Source organism: Kitasatospora sp. NPDC001095 (assembly GCF_053598615.1).
In genome coordinates this window covers 117299-136882 of record NZ_JBSFKQ010000007.1, presented here as the reverse complement: position 1 = coordinate 136882, position 19584 = coordinate 117299, and the positions used below count along the sequence as shown (strand labels likewise).

The following is a 19584-nucleotide window of genomic DNA, read 5'->3' as shown; positions in this document are numbered from 1 at the left end:
ACTGCAGGTCTCGCGGGTGCTCGGCGCGGCAAGGCACCTGGAACACCCCCAGTCGCGCTTCGCGAAGGCCAGGACGCGCGGTTCGCGTCCGCACCTGCGGCAGACCGGAGCGGACAGTTGGACGGCGCCGGCGTTGAGGGCGAGCAGGAGCCTGGCGATCAGGATTTCGCCGGGAGCCGTACCTGTGCGAAGCACGCCGGGTTCCGCCGACAGCTCGGCCGCGAGCCGGCGCTGACGGGCCCGCTGCCCAACTGTCGCCGCCACGACCTCGCGGATCCTGGCCCGCTCCAGTGTGGTCTCCACCCGGCACAGGACATCCACGAGCAGGTCGAGCGGTTCCCGCTCCGCTTCCGCACGCCGGTCCGGTGCGACGGCGGTGGTCACCGATCTCCGCCGGTGATCCTGGCTCGCTTGGGCCGCAGGCTGCCTAGCGCCGCGGCGGGTGGCTCCGCCGAGCCGCCGGCCGCCGCCTTCTTCCGCGGCCGGGCGCTGGTGTCCGCCGCGCTGACCGGCTCGATGAGGTCATCCATCCGACACTCCAGGATGTCGAGCAGGGACATGAGGATCTTCAAGCTGAGCCGTTCGGGCCGCTCGACCACGAGCCGGTAGACCTGGCTGGAGGAGAGCGTGATCCCGCGCTCCGCCAAGGGCTCGATGAGCTCGGTCGTGGAGAACATCCCGCGCTCGGCCATGACCTTTCGCAGGTTCCACCGGTAGTCGAGTTTGGCTGGCATCGCGGGTTCCCTCTCCTCGTCACACCCCGGCGAAAGCCGGAGCCAGGGCATTCTGCAGAGAAGTGTTCATGAAGTCGTCGCTGACGTGCGTGTAGATGGCGAGCGAGCTGTCGCACTCATGGCCGACCTGCTGCTGGATGAAACGCCGGTCGACCCCGTCCTCGGTCAGGTGGGTGACGTAGGAGTGCCGCAGCGAGTGTGGGGTGAGCTCCATCGGGAGCTTGAGGGCGGCCCGGTACTCCTCGAACCGGTCGTTGATCGAACCGGGCTGAAGCCGGCCTCCGCGCTCGGTGACCCACAGCGCGGGGTGGTCCGGGAACCCGAAGCGCGGCCGGACGTTCTCGACGTAGTCCGCGACCGCCTCGACGGCCCAGTCCATCACCGACAGCACGTTGCGCCGACGCGGCGGCTGGCCCTTCTTCGCCTTGCCGTACCGGACGTTGAGCGTTCCGTACCTGCCGAACCGGCGGGCCTTCGGATTCCTGCCGAAGTCGACCACGTCCAGCTTCGACGTCTCGGTCCGCCGCAGACCCCACCCGTAGATGACCTTGAACAGGGTCGCGTCGCGGTAGGCGGCCAACGCGCCCTTACGTCCGCTGCGGACCGCGCGCTCCACCTGGCCGTCCGCGAAGTCGAGGAACCGCTGGAGTTCCTCGCGGGTGAACGGGCGGGCCTCCGGATCCCCTTCATAGCCCTGGAGATGGGGGATGGTGTTCCACTCGTGGCAGATCGCCACCGGGTACGTCCCGAACTCCTTCTCGCAGACCGCCACCCAGCTGTACCGCGGATCGATGAGGTACTCGGAGAACAGCCGCACGGTGCCCTGGTATCCGCGGACCGTCGACGGCGCGAGGTGCCTCTCCGAAGTCAGCGTGGCCGACCACTCGTCCATGTGGGCGGGCGTCCAGCTCCACGGGTACTCGTTCGTGAAGGTCCGGAACGCGCGGACGAGGCCCTCGCGTGGGTTGACCGTGCCGGGCTTGAGGTTGCGTGCCAGCTGCTGGGACTTCCACCCGCGGAGCATCGCCTCCCACGTGGCGTCCTCCGGGTGGAGCTGGATCACGCCCGAGACGAGTTCCAGCTTCGCCGATCCCGCCAACTCAACGCCCGGTAGACGCACCACAGCAGATCCCTTCTGATGCTCAAATCATGCATCAGAAGGGATCTGCAAGCCAAACATGCAGGTAAACCCGGCGTGTCACGGAGCTGTCGGGGTAGCCTCAGCGAGCGCCCTCATCAGGCGACCAAGGCGAACGAGCCCATCTGATGCAACTCCCGATAGTCACCGTAGCCGCACGACATGTGGCACCAGAAGTGCTTCTCGACGGGCGGGAGTTCCAGGCCCGCGGCGGTGAGCCCGGCCCGCACACGCCGGTACAACAGGTCCGGGCCGTGCTCCGGCCAGATGTCCACGATGCCGGCTGAGCCGGAGGCGCGGGCCGGGCCGATCTCGATGGTGAACGGCTCCAAGTAGGCGAGTTCCTTCTGGGAGGCGGTGGCGGCGCTCGCGAGCATCGCCTCGTCGACCCGCGCGCCGGCGGCGGTCAGCGGGTGGATCTTCTGGATCGTCATGTGCAGGTCGTCGTCGGCGATCGGTGCGATCACGTCCGGGTACTGCTCGGTGATTTCGCGCAGCCGGGCGAAGTACTCGAGGACCTGCGGCTGGTCCTGGGGTAGCCACAGGACGTGTGGTCGCACCCAGTCCTCAGCCGGGCCATCCTGGCGTCCCCACCAGCGGCTGGTGGTCATGAACTTCCTCACCGCGTCTCCTGCCGCGCCGGGATAGCGCTGACGTCCAGGTCGGCGTAGACGGGGCGGTGGTCGGCCGCAGCCTCGCTGGCCGGGCTGACATGGGCACGGTAGTGGACCAGGGCGGGGGCCACGGGCCGGGTCGCCAGGATCAGGTCGATCCGTCGCTCGCCCCACGGGTCCGGATCGCCTTGCCCGTCGGCCCAGTAGCCGACGGTCGGCTGCCACCGTGCCGCCAGCTGGGCGGCGGCGTCGACCATGAACCCGCGCCGCAGCAACGCTGCGGTCTGCCGGCGGTCGGCCAGGTTCTCCCCGCCGACGGTCTCGGCGATGCACTGGTACTCAAGGTCGTCGTGGTCCTGGTCGGTGTAGGGCTCGGCGTCGTAGTACACGTGGTCGGACGTGGTGGCGGCGGAGATGGAGTTGAAGTCGCCCGCCAGGATGCCCGGCTTCGCCCCGCCGGTGCGGCGGAAGATCCCCTTGAGCCGTAGAGCCTCGTTCGCGCGGCCGTCGGGCCGGAACGGGTCACCGTGGTAGCTCCCGACAAGGAGGGGCTCCGCCGCGCCGACATCGAGTTGCAGGGTCGTGCAGCTGTGCCAGAAGTCCGGTGCGCCGAACGGGCGGAACCCACCGGGGACCGCGCGCACGGTGTCAGGGTTCCAGAGGATGGCCGTGTACCAGCCCCGGTGCTGGTTGTTCGCCATGGCGATGCCACCAGGCGTTCCGTCCGCACGTATCGTCGTGGCGGTCAGGCCGCAGTCGGCCGCGAGAGATCCGATGATCTCGCCGGCCTCGGCCCGCCACCGCTGCGCGCGGTCAAGCTCCGTCTCGCCTTCCTGCAGGTCCTCGTCGACGAGGACCTCTTGGAGGGTCAGGATGTCGGGCGCCACCTCCCGAATGGCAGTGACGCGGGCTCTCCAATCAGCGGTGTTGCGAGCGGTGAGTTTGAGCTTGTAGGCGTTGAAATTGGTGATGCGGACCAAGGTCGGCTCCTCTGGTAGGACTGGCTGTGGTGTCACGGGTGCTACATCGGACGCCCGTTGTGCAGGACGAGCTGGCGGCTTTCCGCGCGGGCCTGGGTGAGTGAAGACAGCAGGTCGTAGCGGTTGGGCAGCAGGATCGGCTGCCAGTCGGTGAGGCTGCGGAAGGCGTAGCTGTCGTGCTCGTCGGACAGCCGGATCGCTTCGGCCTGGGCGGCGGTGAGCCAGCCTCCGTCGAAGTGGTAGTCCGTCATGGCCGGCCGGTGCTCGGTTGGGTCGCGGAAGTCCGTCGCCAGGGGGCGCAGGATGCCGGTGAGGTCGAGGCCGGTCTCCTCCAGGGTTTCGCGTGCCGCGGCACGGCGCGGGTTCTCGCCGTGGTCGAGGCGTCCTCCGGGGAACAGCCAGCGTGGCTCGGCGCCGAAGGCGTCCCGCTGCTCGTCCGGGGCTTCGTGGAGCAGCAGGACCCGGTTGCTCTGGTCGGTGAGGAACACGGCGCAGCCGTGGAGCGCCTGCGGCATCGTCTTCAGGTATTCGGCGGGGGGAATCCACTGCGGCATCGTGGGCGGTCTCCTGTTCGTTGGCGCAGCCGGGTTCAGGCCAGGCCCTCGGGCTTGTCGCCGCGGTAGAGGACGTGCACGTGGAGGTGCTTGGACTCCTGGTAGTCGCCGAGGTTCGTCACGACGCACGCGGCGCCGTGCTCGGCCTTGACCTGGGCGGCGACCTGCCGGACGACCCGCATCACCTCCAGCAGCAGTTCCTCGCCGCCGTCGCCCAGGTCCTCGATGGAGGGGGTGTGCTGCTTCGGGATCACCACGATGTGTACTGGGTAGCTGGGCCTGGTGTGGTGGAAGGCCAGGACCGAGTCCGTCTCCTGGACGGTATCCACCTTCGTGAGGCCGGTCAGCACCTGCTCGCAGTAGAAGTCGGACATGCTCACGCTCCGATCAGGGCGAGGTAGTGGGCGACGTACGGCGGGGTCTTGAGCGCGGCGACCTCGGCGAAGGGCACCCAGGCGATGCCCACGCCTTCGTCGCCGAGCCGGATCGCGTCCTTCGGGCCGGTGTACACCGCGTGCAGGACACGGGTCATCGCCGAGACGCGCTCGTGGCGGGGGCCGGGCAGCTCCCGGACGTCGGTGATGGTGATCCCGGCTTCCTCGAACACTTCCCGGGTCGCGGTCTCGGACGGTGTCTCGTCGTGCTCTCGCCACCCGCCGATCGGGGTTCGGAATCCCGGCCAGGCGATGCCCTCCTTCTCGTCCCGGTGGTGCACCAACAGCTCGCCGTCCGGGGTGGTGACGAACACCACGATGCCCTCGAAGTCCTGGTGCTCCGGGGTAGGACGTTCGATGTAGAGCACCCGGCCGGAGCGGGCGGCGCGCAGCACCTGGAGGTCTTGCCGGTACTCCTCGGGCGTCAGGTAGTGGCGCCAGTTGTACTCGGTCTCAAAGCGGAACTCGCAGTGTTCGGCCGGGTCGAGGACGATGCGGGCCTTCTGCTCCTCGGTGAGCGTGCCGCCGTCGAAGACCCATCCGATCGACGGCACGGGGCGGACGTGGTCGGCCTGCTGGTGGATGACGGCGATCAGCCGCTGTCGGCCGACCGGGTCCGGGTTCTCGGTGAGCAGGTCGAGACCGATCTCTTCGCGGGCCTCGCGCAGCGCGGTCTCGAACGGGGACTCGCCGGGCTCGGAATTCCCGCCGGGCCAGTCCCATCGGTCGGTGTCCACGGCGTTGCGCATGCCCAGCACCCGGCCCTGCTCGTCGCGCACGAGAACGCAGGCGTACGTCATCGGCCGGTCGATCGTGGCGAGGTACTGGCTGGCGGGCTTCCATCCGGCGGCGAGGCGGTGGGTGAGCCAGGTGATCACCTCGCGGTAGCCGTCGCTGGTCGGCGGCAGCTCGTCGGGGTGGAACCAGTCGAAGGAGTCGTGCTCGGAGAGGGTCACCGTGGTCTCGTCCGGGACGGTGCAGGTGAAGACGAACTGGCGGGTCAGGCGGCCTCGGGTGTTGACGAAGTCCAGGGCCCGCACGTACTCGATGTCGGCGCGGTGGATGCCGGTCTCCTCGGCCAGCTCCCGGATCGCCCCGTCCCGGGGGTCCTCGCCGTCGTTCAGCCCGCCGGCCGGGTAGTCCCACAGGCCGGGTAGCACGTCGTCCTGCTTGCGGCGCAGCATGAGGATGCGGCCCTGCTGGTCGCGCACCACGGTTCCGGCCGCGAGCTTCTGGACGCCTTCGGCCAGGGCCTGTTCGGCGAGCAGCTTGTACGAGATCATGCGGTGGTCTCCTCCTTCGCACGGTTCCAGTCGCCCCAGGCTGTGACCGGCTGCCCGGCCAGGGTCTCGGCGACCTGCCAGAGCATCCCGGCGCGGGAGCCCTTCACGAGGACGACGTCGCCGGGGCGTACCTCGTTCTGGAGCCAGGCGGCGGCGGTGGCGTTGTCGCGCACGATCGCGACGGTCTCCACGCCCGCGGCACCGGCGGCGAGCGCCAGTTGCTCGGCCAGCGCGCCGCCGACAGCGAGGACCAGGTCCACGCCGAGTTCTCCTGCCTCCCGTCCGACAGCGCGCTGTCCTTCGACGGCGTCCTGTCCGAGTTCGGCCATCTCGCCGAGCACGGCGATCGTCCTGCGCTGCTCGTTCAACGGGGGTCCTCGGTGTTCCAGGTGACGGTCATCGGGGTGGTGGGGCGGGCCAGGACGAAGCGGCCCTGGTCCGGGTCGGCGGTCGGCACTATGGCCGGGATAGCGATGACGGCGGGGTGGTTGCGGAAGCGGTGGTCCCACAGTGCGGCTTCGGCGGCGAGCTGGGCGGCGAGGTCGGCGCCGCCGGGGCCGTAGCCGTGGAAGTCGAGTTCGAACCGGTCGCCGCCGTTCTTGGCGAGGTGGTAGCCGAGGTGGGCGAGGGAGCCGCCTGCGGTGGTGGCCATCGTCTGGGCGGGCGGGCCCGGGACCGTGTCCTTGGAGGACCGCAGCCACATCGGCGGGTTGGGCAGGCGGCAGGCGAGCCACAGGTACAGCTGCTCGAACGACTCCTGTCGGCTGACGAACACCCCGGTGGGCACGGTGGTGTGCCGGGTGTTCAGGACCCCGGTCAGGGCGGCCGGGTCGGTGGCGTGGAGGTTGTCCCGGTTGGGCTGGAGGGTGGCCGCGCCGGTGCCGGTCAGGTCGATGGCGCTGGAGGCGGCCGGGGTGGTGCCGGGGTCGCGCAGCGGCATGAAGCCCGCCATCTCGCTGCCGTCGCCGACCCAGCCGCCGTGGCCGTCGCTGACGAAGGGGACGGTCCGCGACACCGCCCCGGCCAGGCGCACCGGGACGAGGAGACGGCCGGCGGGGTGGAGCTGGTCCAGCCAGGTCCGAGGGACTTCGAAGGCGCCGACGGTGGCGGTGATCCGGTCGAACGGCGCCTCGCTGGGGTGGCCGAGCCTGCCGTCGCCGAGGACGACGTCCACAGATCCGATGCCCGCCCGGGCGAGGTTGGCGCGGGCACCCCGGACCAGGTCGTCATCGACGTCGATGGTGACGACCCGTCCGGCCGGTCCGGTCAGGTGCGCCAGCAGGGCCGCGTTGTAACCGGTGCCCGCGCCCAGCTCCAGCACCCGGTGGCCGGGCTCGACCTGGAGCTGCTCCAGCATCATGGCCACGATCCGCGGTTGGGACGCCGCGCTGATCGAGGTCCCGGCCTCGTCGGTCTTGATGGACACGATGTCGTCGGCGTAGGCGGTGGTGAGGGGGACGCCGGGGACGAACAGCTCGCGCGGCACGGTGCGCATCGTCGTCTCTACCGCGCTGGTGCGGATCTTCCTGTCGGCGAGCAGCCGATCGGCGAGCTGGTGGCGAAGCTCCTCGGCGGTGCTGGGCCGGGAGGTGGTCTGCTGGTCGCTCACGCGGTCTGCTCCTCGCTGGTCGTCTCAGGGGTCTCGGTCAGTGGCGGCCTCTGCGCGGGCACGCCGCTGCGGTCGTGCTGCAGCGCCCGGAGGTCGGCGAACATCCCGGGTGTGGAGGCGAGTTCGTCGAAGGTGCCTTCCTGGATGACGCGGCCGTGGTCCAGGACGACGATGCGGTGCGCGACCCGGGTGTTCTCCAGGTTGTGGGTGACCAGCACGGTGGCGCGGTCCTTGGCGATGCCGGTCAGGCCGTTGAAGATCCGGTGTTCGGCCCTGGGGTCCATGGCGCTGGTCGGCTCGTCCAGGATGAGTAGGTCGGACTGCCGGTGGAACGCGGCGGCGGTGACCATGCGTTGCCACTGGCCTTCGGACAGGTCGGTGCCTCCCCAGAAGTCCCGCGACACGAGGGTGTCGAGTCCCCGGTCGAGTTCGGCGATCACCTCGTCGGCGCCGGTGGCGGCGGCAGCCTCCATCACGGCGGCGTCGCCCCGGCTGGTGGGCTGGCCGAGCGTGATGTTCTGCCGGGCGGTGAGCGGCCAGTGGGAGAAGTCCTGCTGGACGAAAGCGGTGTGCCCCCACAGCAGGTCCGGGTCCATGTCGCGGGTGTCGCGCCCGTCCCACGTCACCGCGCCGTCTGCGGGCAGCGTCAGGCCGCACAGCAGCCGCATCAGGGTGGACTTCGCGGCACCGTTCACCCCGACCACGGCGACGATCTCTCCGCGCCTGACGCGGAAGTCCACGCCGCGCAGGGCCTGCTTGTCGGAGCCGGGGTAGGTGTAGGTGACGCCCCGGGCCTCGATCACGGCGGTCTCCTCCGGCGGGGCCTGGGTGCCGCGGTTCCGGCGCTGGGCGCCGGCCAGCTCGATGAAGCTGCTCCAGTCGCCGACCCACAAGCCGGTGCGGTGGACGGCGGCCGCGTAGCTCGCCGCGTTGCGTAGGCTCGCCGAGGCCGCCCGCAGGGCGATGACGGCGGTTCCGGCGGCGGCAAGGGAGACCCGGCCCGTGGCCAGGAGCCAGGCCAGGCCGCCCCACACCAGAGCGGCGCCGATGCCGGACACCACCGACCCGTACAGGTTCAGGCGGGCGGAGCGGGCGGCGGCCTCGTCGGTGGTGGCGCTGATTTTCTTCACCGCGCGGGCGTGGTGGCGCAGCAGGAACGGGACGAAGGTGTTGGAGCGGACCTCGGCGGCCGAGCGGCGGTCGCATAGGTACCAGCGCAGTACGGCGGCGGCGCGCAGTGGTCCGTAGATGGCGAGCATCGCGCGGTGAAGGGAGGTCGCGGCGGCGGTGCGGGCCAGCGCCTGGGGCAGGACGGCCAGGACGAGCAGGGGCAGCAGCAGGGGGTGGATCGTGGCGATCACCACGGCGGCGGCGGCCAGCGAGGCGGCGTGGGTGATCAGGTCGCGGACCTGGGAGACGAGGTCGCGGGTGGAGACTGCGCCTCGGTCCCCGGCGTCCCAGGCGGCGTGGAACTTCGGGTCGTTGTAGGCGGACAGTTCGGCGCGCGTCGCGGCCTCGATCAGCTCCATCTCGGCCAGGCGGTTGATCTTGGGGCCGAGCCGGTCGGATACCCAGCCGCCGACGATGTCCAGCAGCGAGCCGGTCGCGGCCATCGCGGCCAGCACGATGATCGAGGGCAGGGAGTCGGAGAGGCGCTGGCTGATCGAACCGGTGCTGGCCAGCAGGTGGGTGATCATGCCGGTGGTGGCCAGCAGGCCGAAGGCGCTCGCCGTCGAGGCGACGACCGCGCACACCAGCATGATCGTGAGGGAGCCCGGGTCGGCCTGGCGGCCGAGGCGCAGCGCGAGGAGGACCAGGCGGGGCAGGGCGCGGGCGGTGGCCAGCACGCTGGCCTTGCGGCCGGAGATGAGTTCGGCGTCGCTCTCGGGCGGGCGGTACTCCATCATCTCGGCCTCGTCCTCGGCCGTGAGGTCGAGCTGCTGCGTGGTGCTCAAGCGGTGCCCTCCCAGCCCTCGGCCTTGGTGCGGATGGTGCGCAGGTGCTCGGTGAGGAACCATTCGGGGTCGCCGCCGAGCATGCAGAGCGTGACGAGGGCGGTGAGGGCGGTGTCGCACGCCTCGGCGCGCACGTGGTCCCAGGTGTGGGAGTGGCCTTTGTTCGGATTGAGTCCGAGCGCTCCGATGATGGCCTGGGCGAGTTCGCCGGCCTCCTCCTGGACTTTGAGCCCTTGCAGCATCCGGAGCTTTTCGGGATCGTCCTTGAAGCGTGAATTCAGCTTATTAGCAACCAAGTTGGCGACTTGCAGCAGCTCTTCCATGGGGGTTGATCCTGCTCCCTGTTCGATTTCGCATCCAAGCGCCGGGAGGTTCCCGGCGGTTCTCGGCGAGCCCGGGTCGAAGACCCCGAAGACCACGTTTTCGATTCGGGCCGGGCCGCTCACCACAAGGTCGCGTCCTCCTGCGGCTGGGGGTGGCCGGGCAGGCCGGGTGGGACAGCGGCGGTCAGCAGGGCGGTCCAGGTGGCGTGGTGCCCGGCGAGGTGGATCAGCAGCAGGGCGGCTGCGTGGGCGTCGAAGGCAGCTCGGTGGCGCTTCCCGGGGACGGCCGACAGGTCGATGCCGCACAGCTCGATCAGCGCGTCCAGGCCGTACCCGCCGGCCTTCGGGTAGGTCGCGCGCGCCAGGCGCAGGGTGTCCAGCACCCCGGCCGGCTGCCACCCCGGCAGGTACCGCAGCAGCACGCCGTAGTCCACGTGGGCGTTGTGCGCGGCGATCCACGCGCCCTCCAGATCGGCGCGCACCCGGGCTCCGATCTGCGGCCACGACGGCGCGGAGGCGACGGCCTGGTTCGTGATGCCGTGCACCCGCACGGCCATCGGGCTGATCGGCCGGGGCGGTCGGATCAGGGTGGAGCGCACGGAGGAGGGCACCAGGCTGCCGTCCACCACGGGGACGGCGGCGAGCTCGACCAGGTCCGGCGGTTGGGCGCCGTTGCCCTCCACGTCCAGGACGATGACGGGGGGCCAAGTGCTGTAATCCATGCGTTCCCTATCGGCTGGCGGTCAGGCAGGCGGTGACCGTTTGGCCGCCCATTGGTCGCCGGGAAGGGTGGCGGCCAGCAGCGCGAGCGCGGCGACGGTGTCACGAAGTGGTCTTGGCGGTCAGTTGGCTTGGCGTGCAGGGACGTCCGAGGTGAGGCGTTAGCCGGGGATGTTGGTGGTGTACTGGCGGGCCTGGAGGAGGTAGGAGGCGCGGTAGCGGGAGGCCGGTTCCTGGGCCATCAGCTCGGCGTGGGTGCCCTGTTCGATGAGGCGACCGTGGTCGAGGTAGAGGCGAACGCGATGGTCGGGCGCCAGTGCCGTCCGGGTTCGGCGTAGCCGTGGGGCGACCGGTGCGGACCGGGCAGGACCGACCTGGCCGGCACTATGCCGGGCGGGCGCACTCGCCCGGCATAGTGCCGGCGGGCGCCAGTCACGTCTCGACGAGCTGCCGCTGTCCGGAGGCAGGGTCGAATCCGTGGGTGGAGAACGCGGGCCCGCCGGCCAGGTACGCCTCCACCGCGGCCTTGGAGGTCGGGAACATCGGGCTGGGCAGGACCTCGGAGGCAGGGTGCCAGCGCACCTCCAGGTGCTTGTCCGGCTCGACGTTGACCAGCTCGCCCGTGAACTCGCTGGTGGCGAAGACGAACAGCACGAACCCGCCGCGCCCGTCCCAGCCCTCCTTGGCCTGGATGGTGTGGATTAGGCGCAGGTCGGACGGCTTGGCGATGAGCCCGGCTTCCTCACGTAGCTCCCGGGCTGCGGCATCGGGGATCTCTTCCCCGGGGTCGACCTTTCCACCCGGGATCGTCCACGCGGGCCCGGGGGTCCAACTGCGCTGCGCGTAGTGGACGGTGGCGATCCGGTCGGTGCTCAGGTCGTGGGCGATGACGCCGACCGACAGCCTGCTCGTCTCGTGCATCAGAGGGCTCCTGGTTGAAGGTTGAGGGGGCAATGGAGGGGACGCGACGGTCAAGTAACTGCGCGTCTACGTGTCGCGCGGGGGCAACTCCGAGAGCGCGGTCTCGCGCATGATGCGGTCGACCGTGTCGTGGAGGGTGCTGTCGCTGCCGATGACGGTCTCGATGCCGCCGGGCAGATAGTCGTGTTCGCGGTACCAGTCGCGCAGTTCCCGCTCGGTGACGGCCGTCAGGTACTCGCGATCGGCCTTCGAGGCGTGACGGACCAGCGTCTCGTCGATCGGGATGTCGAGGTAGTAGCAGCGGGTGACGCCGCGGTGGTCGCCCACCAGGCGTGTGAGCATCGCGCCGTAGTGATCGGCGTACAGGATGCCCTCGATGACGACGTGGTAGCCGGCGCCCAACGCGTACCGGGCCACGGTGTCGATCAGGCCGATGTTCGCGCCGCCCGGCCGGTCCCGCTCGCGCAGCACGATGCGTCGGAGGTTGTCCTGCGCGACGATGGCCAGGCCCCGGCCGAACCGGTCCCGGATGCCCGCGGCCACCGACGACTTGCCCGACGCTGAGTTTCCCCGGACGACCACGAGCCGGGTCTCCGTGCTCCCCGCAGGCGCCCCGGCCGCCAGGAGTCCGGGGTGGCTCGTGGTGCTCATGCCGGCCATCCGACGACGGACAGCGGGCGGCCGGCAGTGATCTGCGCGAGCGCGTCGGCGTTGTAGCCGACGATCGGCTCCGGAAGCCCGTCCAGCGGCCAGAAGCGGAGGGCGGCGCACTTGTCCGGTTCGCGGTTGGTGATCTTGCCGGTGTACGCGCGCGGAGTGAAGAACAGCTGGAGGCGTCCGGCGCCGTCGTCGGCGTCGAGGTGGTGGAGGGTGTGCACCAGGTCGAGGTCCTCCTCCCGGATGGTGATGCCGAGTTCCTCGTCAGCCTCGCGGGCCATGCCGGCCAGCACGGATTCTCCCGCTTCGAGGTGGCCTGCTGGAGCGTGCCAGTGTTGATCGGCGAAGGTGGTGTTGGCGCGCTGTCCGAGCAGCACCCGGCCGTTCTCGATCAGGACCAGGTGGACTCCCACAACCAGCGTGTGCGGCACGGGATGTCTCCTTCCCAGGGGGTGAGGGAACCAGCGCGGGGAGCGCGGCCGGTTCAGGGCATGGCGAAGCTGCGATCAAACTGGTGATCGTTAGTCGTACGTGAGTGCGTGGGCAGGTGTCCCACCGTAGGCGGCCCGGCGGGGCCGCGTCGGCGTGTCGTGGCAGAAGCCACACGATCCGGTGAACGGCCCCAACTCGTCATACTGGTACGGCGGTTGCGGGTCGAACAGGGCAGTGTGCCACGGGGTACTGACAATCGCGCCGTGCTCGGCGGGAGGCGGGCGTTCACGTCTCCGCCAGGGCGGTGATCCGGCTCCGGAGGCGCTCGGTGTCGCGGGTGCTTCCGAGGTTTTCGTACTGCCGGAGGCTCGCGGTGTACCAGTCGCGGGCGGTGTCCGGGAGGCCGGAGCGTTCGGCGGCCTGTCCGAGGAACTCGGTGGCGTAGGCCGTCCAGTGGTCGTGGCCGAGGTCCGTGAACTCCCGGCGGGCCTCGCTGATGGTGGCGACGGCGAGGCCGTGCTCGCCTGCCAGGGACTGCGCCTCGCCGAGGAAGACCTTCGCGCGGGCCATGTTCAGCGGGTCGGGCGGGGTGAGTGAGCCGAGGTCGACGATGGCCTGCCACAGCAGCGGTACGCCGAAGTCGGTGTTGCCCTGGCGGGCGGCGGCGGAGCCGAGGAGGATCTTGGCAAGGCCGGTACCGCGCCGGTCGTCGAGGTCGGCGTAGAGCTCGATGGCGCGGGTGAGTTCGGGTTCGGCGGCGGCGTACTGCTCGGCGTCGTAGAGCGTGGCGCCGATTCCGGCGGTGCACTGGGCGATGCCGCGGGGGTCGTGGTCATCGGTGGCGAGAGCGAGGGCCTCTCGGTAGAACCGGCGGGCTTCCTCGTGGTCCCCGGCGCGCTTGTGCGAGATGGCCAGGGTGGTGGTGATCTCCCGGATGGCCATGTGGTGGCCCCAGATCCGGGCGGAGGCCAGGCCCAGCTCGTGGAAGGCAATGCTGAGGTCGGTGCGCCGCAGGCGGTGGAACAAGGGCCACAGGTCATGGGTCAAGACGACCAGGGCCTGGTGCTCGCCGAGTTCACGGGCAGCGGCGAGGGCCGATGGTATGGCGGGGGCGATGGCCTCCAGCCAGTCGAGGGCGGCGCGGTCGTCGGCGATGTGCACCGGCTCGGCAGGGTGGTGGCGGTGTTGGCGCGGCAGGACGAGGTGGTGCGGGGTGAGGCGCTGGACGGTCTCCTGGGCGGTGGCGATCAGGTAGTCGAGGCAGCGCTGCACGATGAGCAGGCGTGTGTCGTCCGAGCTCCGGAACAGCTCCGGGACGCCGGGGCGGATGCGGTAGACGTCACCGCGCACGGGCTGGCGGCCGGCGTGCGCCAAGAGGTGCCGGGCTGCGAGTTCTTCGAGTAGCTGCCGGGTATGGGTCGCGGGGGTGGCGGTGGCGGCGGCCACCGTGAGGTGATCGAGGTCAGGCGCGGGGATCAACGCGGCGAGTCGGAGAAGGCGTGCTTCGCTTTCGGGTAGCGCTGCGCAGGCGACGGCGATGGTCATCGGAACACTGTCCAGTTCGGGCGCGGCGGTCAGCACGGGGTGGGAGGCGAGCGGGCGAGCGGGGGTGAGGACGGCTTCGCCGGCGGCCAGCCCCAGGGCCAGCGGCATACCGTCGCAGGCCCGAGCGAGGGCTTCGGCAGCGGCCGGCTCCGCCCGCATCCGGTCCTCGCCGAGGATGCGGCTGAGCAGTTGGACGGCGTGGGCAGGCGCGAGCGGGCCGAGGTGCTGGTGGTGCGCGCCGCGGGCGGCAAGCGCGGGGATCGGCGAGCGACTGGTGACGACCACCAGGCAGTCGGGCTCCGCCGGCACTAGCGGCACCACCTGATCGGCGCAGGCCGCGTCCTCCAGGAGCACGAGCAGCCGCCGCCCGGCGGTCTCGCTGCGCCACATCCCGAGCAGGTCCTGCTCGGCCCAGGGAAGGGGGACGTGTTCGCCCAGCCCGAGCGAGCGCAGCAGCGACCGTACGGTCTCGGCAGTCGGTGCCGGAACGCGGGGCGCACCCGTGCGCAGCCGGGCCACCAGCTGTCCGTCCGGGTAGCGCGCGGCGATCCGGTGCCCCCACTTCGCGGCGAGGGACCGCTTGCCGACTCCCTCCGGGCCGGTGACCACGACGACGGGTGCTGTCTCGACGACCGCGCGGCTGAGGACGCCGTCCAGCGCGAGCAGAACCTCGTCCCTGTCGGTGAACACTGCGGGAACCGGGGCGAGTTGGCGCGGCACCGGGCGCGGCGGCGGGCCCGGGTGAAGGTGCACACCACCGGTGATGCTGGCGGCCTGGACAGCGACGTTCACCTTGGACCCGCGCACGGTGTTGCGTACCTCGCTGCCGCCCACTACGCCACCACAGTGGCGGGAAGCGTCTGCTCGACGACGGCGCGCGGCCCAGGGAGCACCGGGCACTGCGCTTGCAGCCTGGCGGCCAGGCGGACGGCCGCGTCCGCCAGACTCCAGTGGGAGAAGCCCTGCGGGTAGTTCCCGAGCTGTCGGCGGGCGAGGGGGTCGTACTCCTCGGCGAGGAGCCCGAGATCGCTGCGCAGGCCAAGCAGCCGGTCGAACAGCTCGTGGGCCTCGGCGTGCCGACCGATGACGGCAAGACTCTCGGCCAGCCAGAACGAGCAGGCCAGGAAGGCGCCCTCATGGCCGGCGAGCCCGTCCACGTTGCCGCCGGCATCCTCGCGGGTGGAGTATCGCAGCACCAGCCCGTGGTCGGTGAGTTCGCGTTGGACGGCTTCGACGGTGCGGATGACGCGCTTGTCGTCCGGCGGCAGGAAGCCGACCAGCGGCAGGAGCAGCAGGGAGGCGTCGAGGGCCCGGGTGTCGTAGGACTGGGTGAAGGTGCCGGTCTCGGAGTTGAAGCCGCGCGTGCAGACGTCGGTGTGGATCTCCGCGCGCAGGCGGGCGAGGCGGACGAGGACGGCAGGGTTGGTGGTGCTCCGGCGTTCCAGCAGCCGCAGCGTCCGGTCCACGGCGACCCAACACATGACCTTGGAGTGGGTGAAGTGCCGTGCCGGGCCACGGATTTCCCAGATTCCCTCGTCCGGCTCGTGCCAGCGCTGCTCCAGCTGTTCGGCGAGCGCCAGGAGCAGAGCGTCGCACTTCGGAGACGGGGGGAGGCCGGCGTCCTCGGCGAGCAGCAGGGTGTCGGCGAGTTCGCCGTAGACGTCGAGCTGGAGCTGGTCGGCGGCGCCGTTGCCGATTCGCACCGGCCGGGAGCCGTCGTAGCCGGGAAGGTGGTCCAGGACCTCCTCGTCGAGGTCGGCGTCGCCGTTGACGCGGTAGATCGGCTGGAGGCGCTCGGGGTCGACGGTGTCGACCAGCCAGTTGCGCCACTGCCGGGCCTCCTCGAGGAAGCCGAGTCGCAGCAGTGCGGCGATGGTCAGCGCGCTGTCGCGCAGCCAGACGTACCGGTAGTCCCAGTTCCGTTCCCCACCGAGCTGCTCGAGCAGGGAGGTGGTGGGCGCGGCGACGACACCGCCGCCCGGGTGGCAGAGTGCCTTGAGGGTGAGAGCGGAGCGCACCACGGCCTCGCGGTAGGGGCCGCGATAGGTGCAGCCGGCTGCCCATTGCTCCCAGAACTCCGCGGTGGCGTCGAGCTCGGAGAAGGCGTCGGGCGGCTCGGGTGCGGGACGGTGAGAGGGAGCCCAGGTGAGGGTGAGTACGACGATCTGGCCAGCGTGGACGGTGAAGTCGGCCCGGCACACGCCCCGTCCGTTGGCGGTGTGCTGGGGGCCGTCGAGCCAGTACGAGTCCGGGTGGGCGGCCACCCACAGCCGCGAGGCTCCGCGGGTGATCCGCTCGATGCGCGGCCGGGTGGCGCCGTAGCCGGGGCGGGGGCGGAAGACGCTGGCGACGCGGACCGCGCCGCTGACGCCTTCGACGATCCGGAAGATCCGCGGCTCCGCGTGGTCGCTGACTGTGGGGGCCGGCATGAAGTCGGTGACCGCGACGGTACCGGTGGGCGTGTCCCACTCCTGGCGCAGGACCAGGGAGTTGCCCACGTAGTGGCGGCGGTCGGCCGCAGGGGGTGGTGCGCCGTCGTACACGGCCGGGCCGACGCGCCATAGGCCATGGTCGGCATCGCCGAGCAGCGAGGCGAACACCGCCGGTGAGTCGAAGCCGGGCAGGCAGGCCCAGTTGATGGAGCCGTCCGGGCGGACCAGGGCGGCGGACGCGGTGTTGCCGAGGAGGGCGTGCTCCTCGATCCAGGAAGGGGCGGTGGTGGTGCGCATGGGGTCCTGACGTGGGCTGGTGGTGGGTGGTCAGCGGCGAGCGGGGGCTGGGGCTGCGAGTGCGGCGAGGACGGCGGCGACGGTGTCGGCGAGCGTGCCAGCTACCGGCAGCCACGGCATGAGGTTCGCGAGTAGCACGCGGTTGGCCTGCTGAACGGGGTCGGCCGGGTCGCAGCCGACGACCACCGTCCCGCCGTACGGGGAGAACAGGCCGGCTTCGTAGCAGTCGTGCACGCGCACGTGGCCGATCGGGTTCCAGAACAGGACGACGTCGGTGCGCCGGATGTTGCGGTCCTGCCAGCCGAACGGCTGCCACGCGAGGTAGGGGTCGGTGGCCGGGTTGCGCGACGGTCGGGGGTTGAGCACCGTGCCGTCGAAGCCCGCAGTCGCGAACAGGTCAACCGCGTCGCTCTGCCAGTCCGGGCAACCAACGGTTGCTCCGGCGAGGAACACCGCCGGGCGGCCGTCCGGCTCGTACGGCTGCGGTGCCTCGACGTATCGAAGGTTCACCGGGCGCCGCCGCAGAGGGTAGGTCTGGGTGATCATCTGCTCTCTGAGGTCGAAGGGGTGCGGCCCTGGCCCGAATGGCCGCCATGGGTTGCTGCGGTTGTGCTGTTCAGCCGGACCGGCGGCGGTCGCCGGGACGATCCGGGTCGTTCGGGGGCGGCGGACGGTGGCTCACCAAGCGGTCGGCCACGCCGAGGGTGCACAGGGCGACGACGGCGAAGGTGCCCAGGTAGAGCGGCTGCCTGAAGGCGGCGCGGTGATCCAGCAGGTAGATGGCGCCGCCCCCGACCAGAACGCCGAGCAGGAAGCAGAGCACGGCGAGCCCGATGCGCCCGATGCTTCGGTGAGCGCTCACGGGGCCACCGCCCGCGGCTCTGCGGTGGGAACGAGCGGGCTGGCCGGCCAGGAGGGGTCGATGCAGTTCAGCCAGACCAGCTGGGCGAGGACGCCGACGACGACGGCCTGAGGCTGGGAGTCGACGTTCAACTGGCTGAGCAGGCTCTTGGAGTAGGTACGCATCGTGCTCGGCGCGATGCCGAAGTCGGCGGTCAGCTCGGGCGTGCTGCGCCCGCCCGCCCAGCCGCGCAGGATCTGCAACAACCGGGGGGCCAGTTGGGGGTTGATGGTCAGCGCGCCGCTGGGGTGTACCGGCTGGGTGACGATCCGGTGGGCGGTGGCCCAGGCGGCGAGGTGCAGCACGGTGCGGGTGCCGGTGGTGACGAGCACCGCGTCGATCGCGCTGCGGACGTCGGCCGGTTGCAGCTTCGTGTCGGGGTCGGCGGCGATCTGGTCGTGGCTGGCGCCGGCGGCGACCAGGACGATCAGCCGGCGCTCGGAGGCGGTGAGGGCGGGCAGGGGGCCGATGGCCACGGCGTCGTCTCCAGCGGGATGGTGCGGGCGGGTCACAGCTGCTGCGGGATCGGCATGCCGGGGGCAGCGAGGTGGAACAGCAGCCTGGGACCGAGCCGCTCGGCCTGGCCGGTGCCGATGACCAGGACGAGGTCGCCCTCGGCGGTCATCTCGAAGATCCGCTGCTCCGGGGCGGGTTCGTCCGGCCCGAGGCGGATGCGGTGGACCGCGCCCTGTCCGAGCTTGTGAAGAGCGGCCTGCTCGACGGCCTCCAGCGGGTCGGGCCCGGGGCCCTCGGTCAGCGGGGTGCTGACCGGCAGCAGTACCGCGTGATCGGCGTCGCCGAGGGCGGCGCCGATTTCGGCGGCGTGTGCGCTGGTGCGGGCGACGCCGTCCGGTTCCAGGACGACGACAACCGAGCCCTCGGTGAGCATCCGGGCGGCCGTGACGTCCTGCGCGATCTCGCGCGGGTGCCGGGCACGGGAGTCGACGACGGTGACGCCGGCCTGAGCGCCGAGCACAGCCAGCGACCGGTCCACCCCGCGGAAGCCGCCGGCGCGCTGGGCGACGGCCTGCGGGTCCTCCCCGACGATGAGGGCGGTGGCGATGGCGGCGCACACCGCAAGGGCGTGGTGGCGGCCGGCGACCGGCACGGTGAACTGGTGCCGCTCACCCCGGTGGTGGAGGGTCAGGAGGTACTCGGTGCCGAGCCAGCGGGGCGGGAGGACCCACACGTCGGCGCTCTCCTCCAGGCCGACCGTGACCACGGCGGGGCCGGGGCGGTCGCTGAGCCGCTCGTGCACGATCTTGGCACCCTTGTCCCACAGCGGCAGTACCACCGTGGCGGAGGCGCGGGCGAGGGCGGTGGCGGCGTCCAGAGCCTCGATGGTGTCCGTGAAGTGCGGGGCGTTCATCGCGGCGGCGGTGATCAGCGTCACGGCCGGGGTCGCCCTGCGGACGAGCTGAGGGCCGTGCGGGAGGCGGCTCCAGGAGGCGGCCTCGTGCGTGCCGGCGTCCGGGCACAGGTCCACGACCAGGCGCTGGCCGTGGATGCCCTGTCCGGGAACGCCGCCCTGGGTCGCAGCGGTGAGAATCCAGGAGGTGCGTCCGTCGTCGAGGACAGCGGCCAGGGCCGCCGCCGCGGTGGCGGTGTCGTGGCTGCCGTAGACGGCCACCAGCGGGTCGGCGTATTCCCCGGTCAGCGCGGTGAGCGCGAGCGCGCGCGTGAGCACCGGCAGCCCCAGGGCCTGGGCCTGGTCGAGTTCCGGGAGCGGGCCCGTCGTCGCGCCGGACCACACCACGGCGCTTCGGTCGGCCTGGACGTGGTCGGCGTCGAAGCCAACGGCGACCTTCACGCCAGCCGTGCGCAGCCGGTTGGCGGCCGGGCTGTCCTGTTCGGCTTGGGTGATGCTCGCGGTGACGTCGAGCTGGCGCGTGGCCAGCCACAGTGCAAGGCCCTCCATGCCGGGTGCGGTGGCGTCGACCAGGTGGGCCCGGGTCAGCAGATCGGCCCCGGTGGGTCGCGGGCCCGTACGAGTTGGGGGGCGGGTGGTGGTGTCCATAGGAAGGGCTTCCTCAGCGGGGTCGGGGACAGAGAGGT

The 19584-nt window shown here is 71.3% G+C and carries 21 protein-coding genes; all 21 read right to left on the bottom strand.

Annotation, left to right across the window (positions count from 1 at the left end):
* Nucleotides 1-380 precede the first annotated feature (380 nt).
* On the bottom strand, nt 381-734 hold the full coding sequence (locus ACWDBB_RS09435) for a helix-turn-helix domain-containing protein (RefSeq protein WP_449789013.1): 354 nt from the start codon (nt 732-734) through the stop codon (nt 381-383).
* A gap of 19 nt (nt 735-753) precedes the next feature.
* Nucleotides 754-1857: a tyrosine-type recombinase/integrase gene (locus ACWDBB_RS09430; protein WP_449789012.1), complete on the bottom strand. Its 1104-nt coding sequence runs from the start codon at nt 1855-1857 to the stop codon at nt 754-756.
* Nucleotides 1858-1970: 113 nt separating this feature from the next.
* Complete coding sequence (locus tag ACWDBB_RS09425; protein WP_449789011.1) at nt 1971-2483, bottom strand: hypothetical protein; 513 nt, start codon at nt 2481-2483, stop codon at nt 1971-1973.
* Between the two features lie 8 nt (nt 2484-2491).
* Nucleotides 2492-3466, bottom strand: a complete 975-nt coding sequence (locus ACWDBB_RS09420) for an endonuclease/exonuclease/phosphatase family protein (protein ID WP_449789010.1) — start codon at nt 3464-3466, stop codon at nt 2492-2494.
* Between the two features lie 41 nt (nt 3467-3507).
* The gene (locus tag ACWDBB_RS09415; protein WP_449789009.1) at nt 3508-4020 is read right to left on the bottom strand and encodes an NUDIX domain-containing protein; all 513 of its coding nucleotides are present in this window, start codon (nt 4018-4020) and stop codon (nt 3508-3510) included.
* Nucleotides 4021-4055: 35 nt separating this feature from the next.
* Nucleotides 4056-4394, bottom strand: coding sequence for an HIT domain-containing protein (locus ACWDBB_RS09410; RefSeq protein ID WP_449789087.1), 339 nt, complete (start codon nt 4392-4394; stop codon nt 4056-4058).
* A 2-nt stretch (nt 4395-4396) separates the two neighbouring features.
* The gene (locus ACWDBB_RS09405; protein WP_449789008.1) at nt 4397-5737 is read right to left on the bottom strand and encodes an NUDIX domain-containing protein; all 1341 of its coding nucleotides are present in this window, start codon (nt 5735-5737) and stop codon (nt 4397-4399) included.
* Nucleotides 5734-6105, bottom strand: coding sequence for a glutamate ligase domain-containing protein (locus ACWDBB_RS09400; RefSeq protein WP_449789007.1), 372 nt, complete (start codon nt 6103-6105; stop codon nt 5734-5736). The genes ACWDBB_RS09405 and ACWDBB_RS09400 overlap by 4 nt, the downstream gene beginning before the upstream one ends.
* Nucleotides 6102-7346 carry a methyltransferase, FxLD system gene (gene fxlM, locus ACWDBB_RS09395; protein WP_449789006.1) on the bottom strand — a complete coding sequence of 415 codons (1245 nt, stop codon included), beginning with the start codon at nt 7344-7346 and terminating at the stop codon, nt 6102-6104. Before fxlM ends, ACWDBB_RS09400 begins: the two co-directional genes overlap by 4 nt.
* Nucleotides 7343-9301 carry an ATP-binding cassette domain-containing protein gene (locus ACWDBB_RS09390; RefSeq protein ID WP_449789005.1) on the bottom strand — a complete coding sequence of 653 codons (1959 nt, stop codon included), beginning with the start codon at nt 9299-9301 and terminating at the stop codon, nt 7343-7345. The genes fxlM and ACWDBB_RS09390 overlap by 4 nt, the downstream gene beginning before the upstream one ends.
* The gene (locus ACWDBB_RS09385) at nt 9298-9624 is read right to left on the bottom strand and encodes a MazG-like family protein (RefSeq protein ID WP_387710294.1); all 327 of its coding nucleotides are present in this window, start codon (nt 9622-9624) and stop codon (nt 9298-9300) included. Before ACWDBB_RS09385 ends, ACWDBB_RS09390 begins: the two co-directional genes overlap by 4 nt.
* 119 nt (nt 9625-9743) lie before the next feature.
* Nucleotides 9744-10346 carry a 3'-5' exonuclease gene (locus ACWDBB_RS09380; protein WP_449789004.1) on the bottom strand — a complete coding sequence of 201 codons (603 nt, stop codon included), beginning with the start codon at nt 10344-10346 and terminating at the stop codon, nt 9744-9746.
* A gap of 430 nt (nt 10347-10776) precedes the next feature.
* Nucleotides 10777-11265 (bottom strand): NUDIX domain-containing protein, encoded by a 489-nt coding sequence (locus tag ACWDBB_RS09375; protein ID WP_449789003.1) that lies wholly within the window; start codon nt 11263-11265, stop codon nt 10777-10779.
* Nucleotides 11266-11331: 66 nt separating this feature from the next.
* On the bottom strand, nt 11332-11916 hold the full coding sequence (locus tag ACWDBB_RS09370) for an AAA family ATPase (RefSeq protein ID WP_449789002.1): 585 nt from the start codon (nt 11914-11916) through the stop codon (nt 11332-11334).
* A complete protein-coding gene (locus ACWDBB_RS09365; RefSeq protein ID WP_449789001.1) occupies nt 11913-12353 on the bottom strand; it encodes an NUDIX hydrolase in 441 nt (146 codons plus the stop codon). Before ACWDBB_RS09365 ends, ACWDBB_RS09370 begins: the two co-directional genes overlap by 4 nt.
* Before the next feature lie 286 nt (nt 12354-12639).
* The gene (locus ACWDBB_RS09360) at nt 12640-14706 is read right to left on the bottom strand and encodes a hypothetical protein (protein ID WP_449789000.1); all 2067 of its coding nucleotides are present in this window, start codon (nt 14704-14706) and stop codon (nt 12640-12642) included.
* 26 nt (nt 14707-14732) lie between these two features.
* Nucleotides 14733-16628, bottom strand: coding sequence for a glycoside hydrolase family 15 protein (locus ACWDBB_RS09355; RefSeq protein WP_449788999.1), 1896 nt, complete (start codon nt 16626-16628; stop codon nt 14733-14735).
* Between the two features lie 30 nt (nt 16629-16658).
* The gene (locus ACWDBB_RS09350) at nt 16659-17174 is read right to left on the bottom strand and encodes a hypothetical protein (RefSeq protein WP_449788998.1); all 516 of its coding nucleotides are present in this window, start codon (nt 17172-17174) and stop codon (nt 16659-16661) included.
* A 70-nt stretch (nt 17175-17244) separates the two neighbouring features.
* A complete protein-coding gene (locus tag ACWDBB_RS09345) occupies nt 17245-17490 on the bottom strand; it encodes a hypothetical protein (protein WP_449788997.1) in 246 nt (81 codons plus the stop codon).
* Nucleotides 17487-18005 (bottom strand): helix-turn-helix transcriptional regulator, encoded by a 519-nt coding sequence (locus ACWDBB_RS09340; RefSeq protein WP_449788996.1) that lies wholly within the window; start codon nt 18003-18005, stop codon nt 17487-17489. Before ACWDBB_RS09340 ends, ACWDBB_RS09345 begins: the two co-directional genes overlap by 4 nt.
* A gap of 32 nt (nt 18006-18037) precedes the next feature.
* On the bottom strand, nt 18038-19546 hold the full coding sequence (locus tag ACWDBB_RS09335; RefSeq protein ID WP_449788995.1) for a glutamate ligase domain-containing protein: 1509 nt from the start codon (nt 19544-19546) through the stop codon (nt 18038-18040).
* Between the last annotated feature and the right edge of the window lie 38 nt (nt 19547-19584).

Excerpts from the sequence above, each read along its gene's own strand:
- ACWDBB_RS09435 (WP_449789013.1), bottom strand. The coding sequence starts at position 734 with ATGCCAGCCAAACTCGACTACCGGTGGAACCTGCGAAAGGTCATGGCC.
- ACWDBB_RS09425 (WP_449789011.1), bottom strand. The coding sequence starts at position 2,483 with ATGACCACCAGCCGCTGGTGGGGACGCCAGGATGGCCCGGCTGAGGAC.
- ACWDBB_RS09415 (WP_449789009.1), bottom strand. The coding sequence starts at position 4,020 with ATGCCGCAGTGGATTCCCCCCGCCGAATACCTGAAGACGATGCCGCAG.
- ACWDBB_RS09410 (WP_449789087.1), bottom strand. The coding sequence starts at position 4,394 with ATGTCCGACTTCTACTGCGAGCAGGTGCTGACCGGCCTCACGAAGGTG.
- ACWDBB_RS09405 (WP_449789008.1), bottom strand. The coding sequence starts at position 5,737 with ATGATCTCGTACAAGCTGCTCGCCGAACAGGCCCTGGCCGAAGGCGTC.
- ACWDBB_RS09385 (WP_387710294.1), bottom strand. The coding sequence starts at position 9,624 with ATGGAAGAGCTGCTGCAAGTCGCCAACTTGGTTGCTAATAAGCTGAAT.
- ACWDBB_RS09380 (WP_449789004.1), bottom strand. The coding sequence starts at position 10,346 with ATGGATTACAGCACTTGGCCCCCCGTCATCGTCCTGGACGTGGAGGGC.
- ACWDBB_RS09375 (WP_449789003.1), bottom strand. The coding sequence starts at position 11,265 with ATGCACGAGACGAGCAGGCTGTCGGTCGGCGTCATCGCCCACGACCTG.
- ACWDBB_RS09370 (WP_449789002.1), bottom strand. The coding sequence starts at position 11,916 with ATGAGCACCACGAGCCACCCCGGACTCCTGGCGGCCGGGGCGCCTGCG.
- ACWDBB_RS09355 (WP_449788999.1), bottom strand. The coding sequence starts at position 16,628 with ATGCGCACCACCACCGCCCCTTCCTGGATCGAGGAGCACGCCCTCCTC.
- ACWDBB_RS09350 (WP_449788998.1), bottom strand. The coding sequence starts at position 17,174 with ATGATCACCCAGACCTACCCTCTGCGGCGGCGCCCGGTGAACCTTCGA.
- ACWDBB_RS09335 (WP_449788995.1), bottom strand. The coding sequence starts at position 19,546 with ATGGACACCACCACCCGCCCCCCAACTCGTACGGGCCCGCGACCCACC.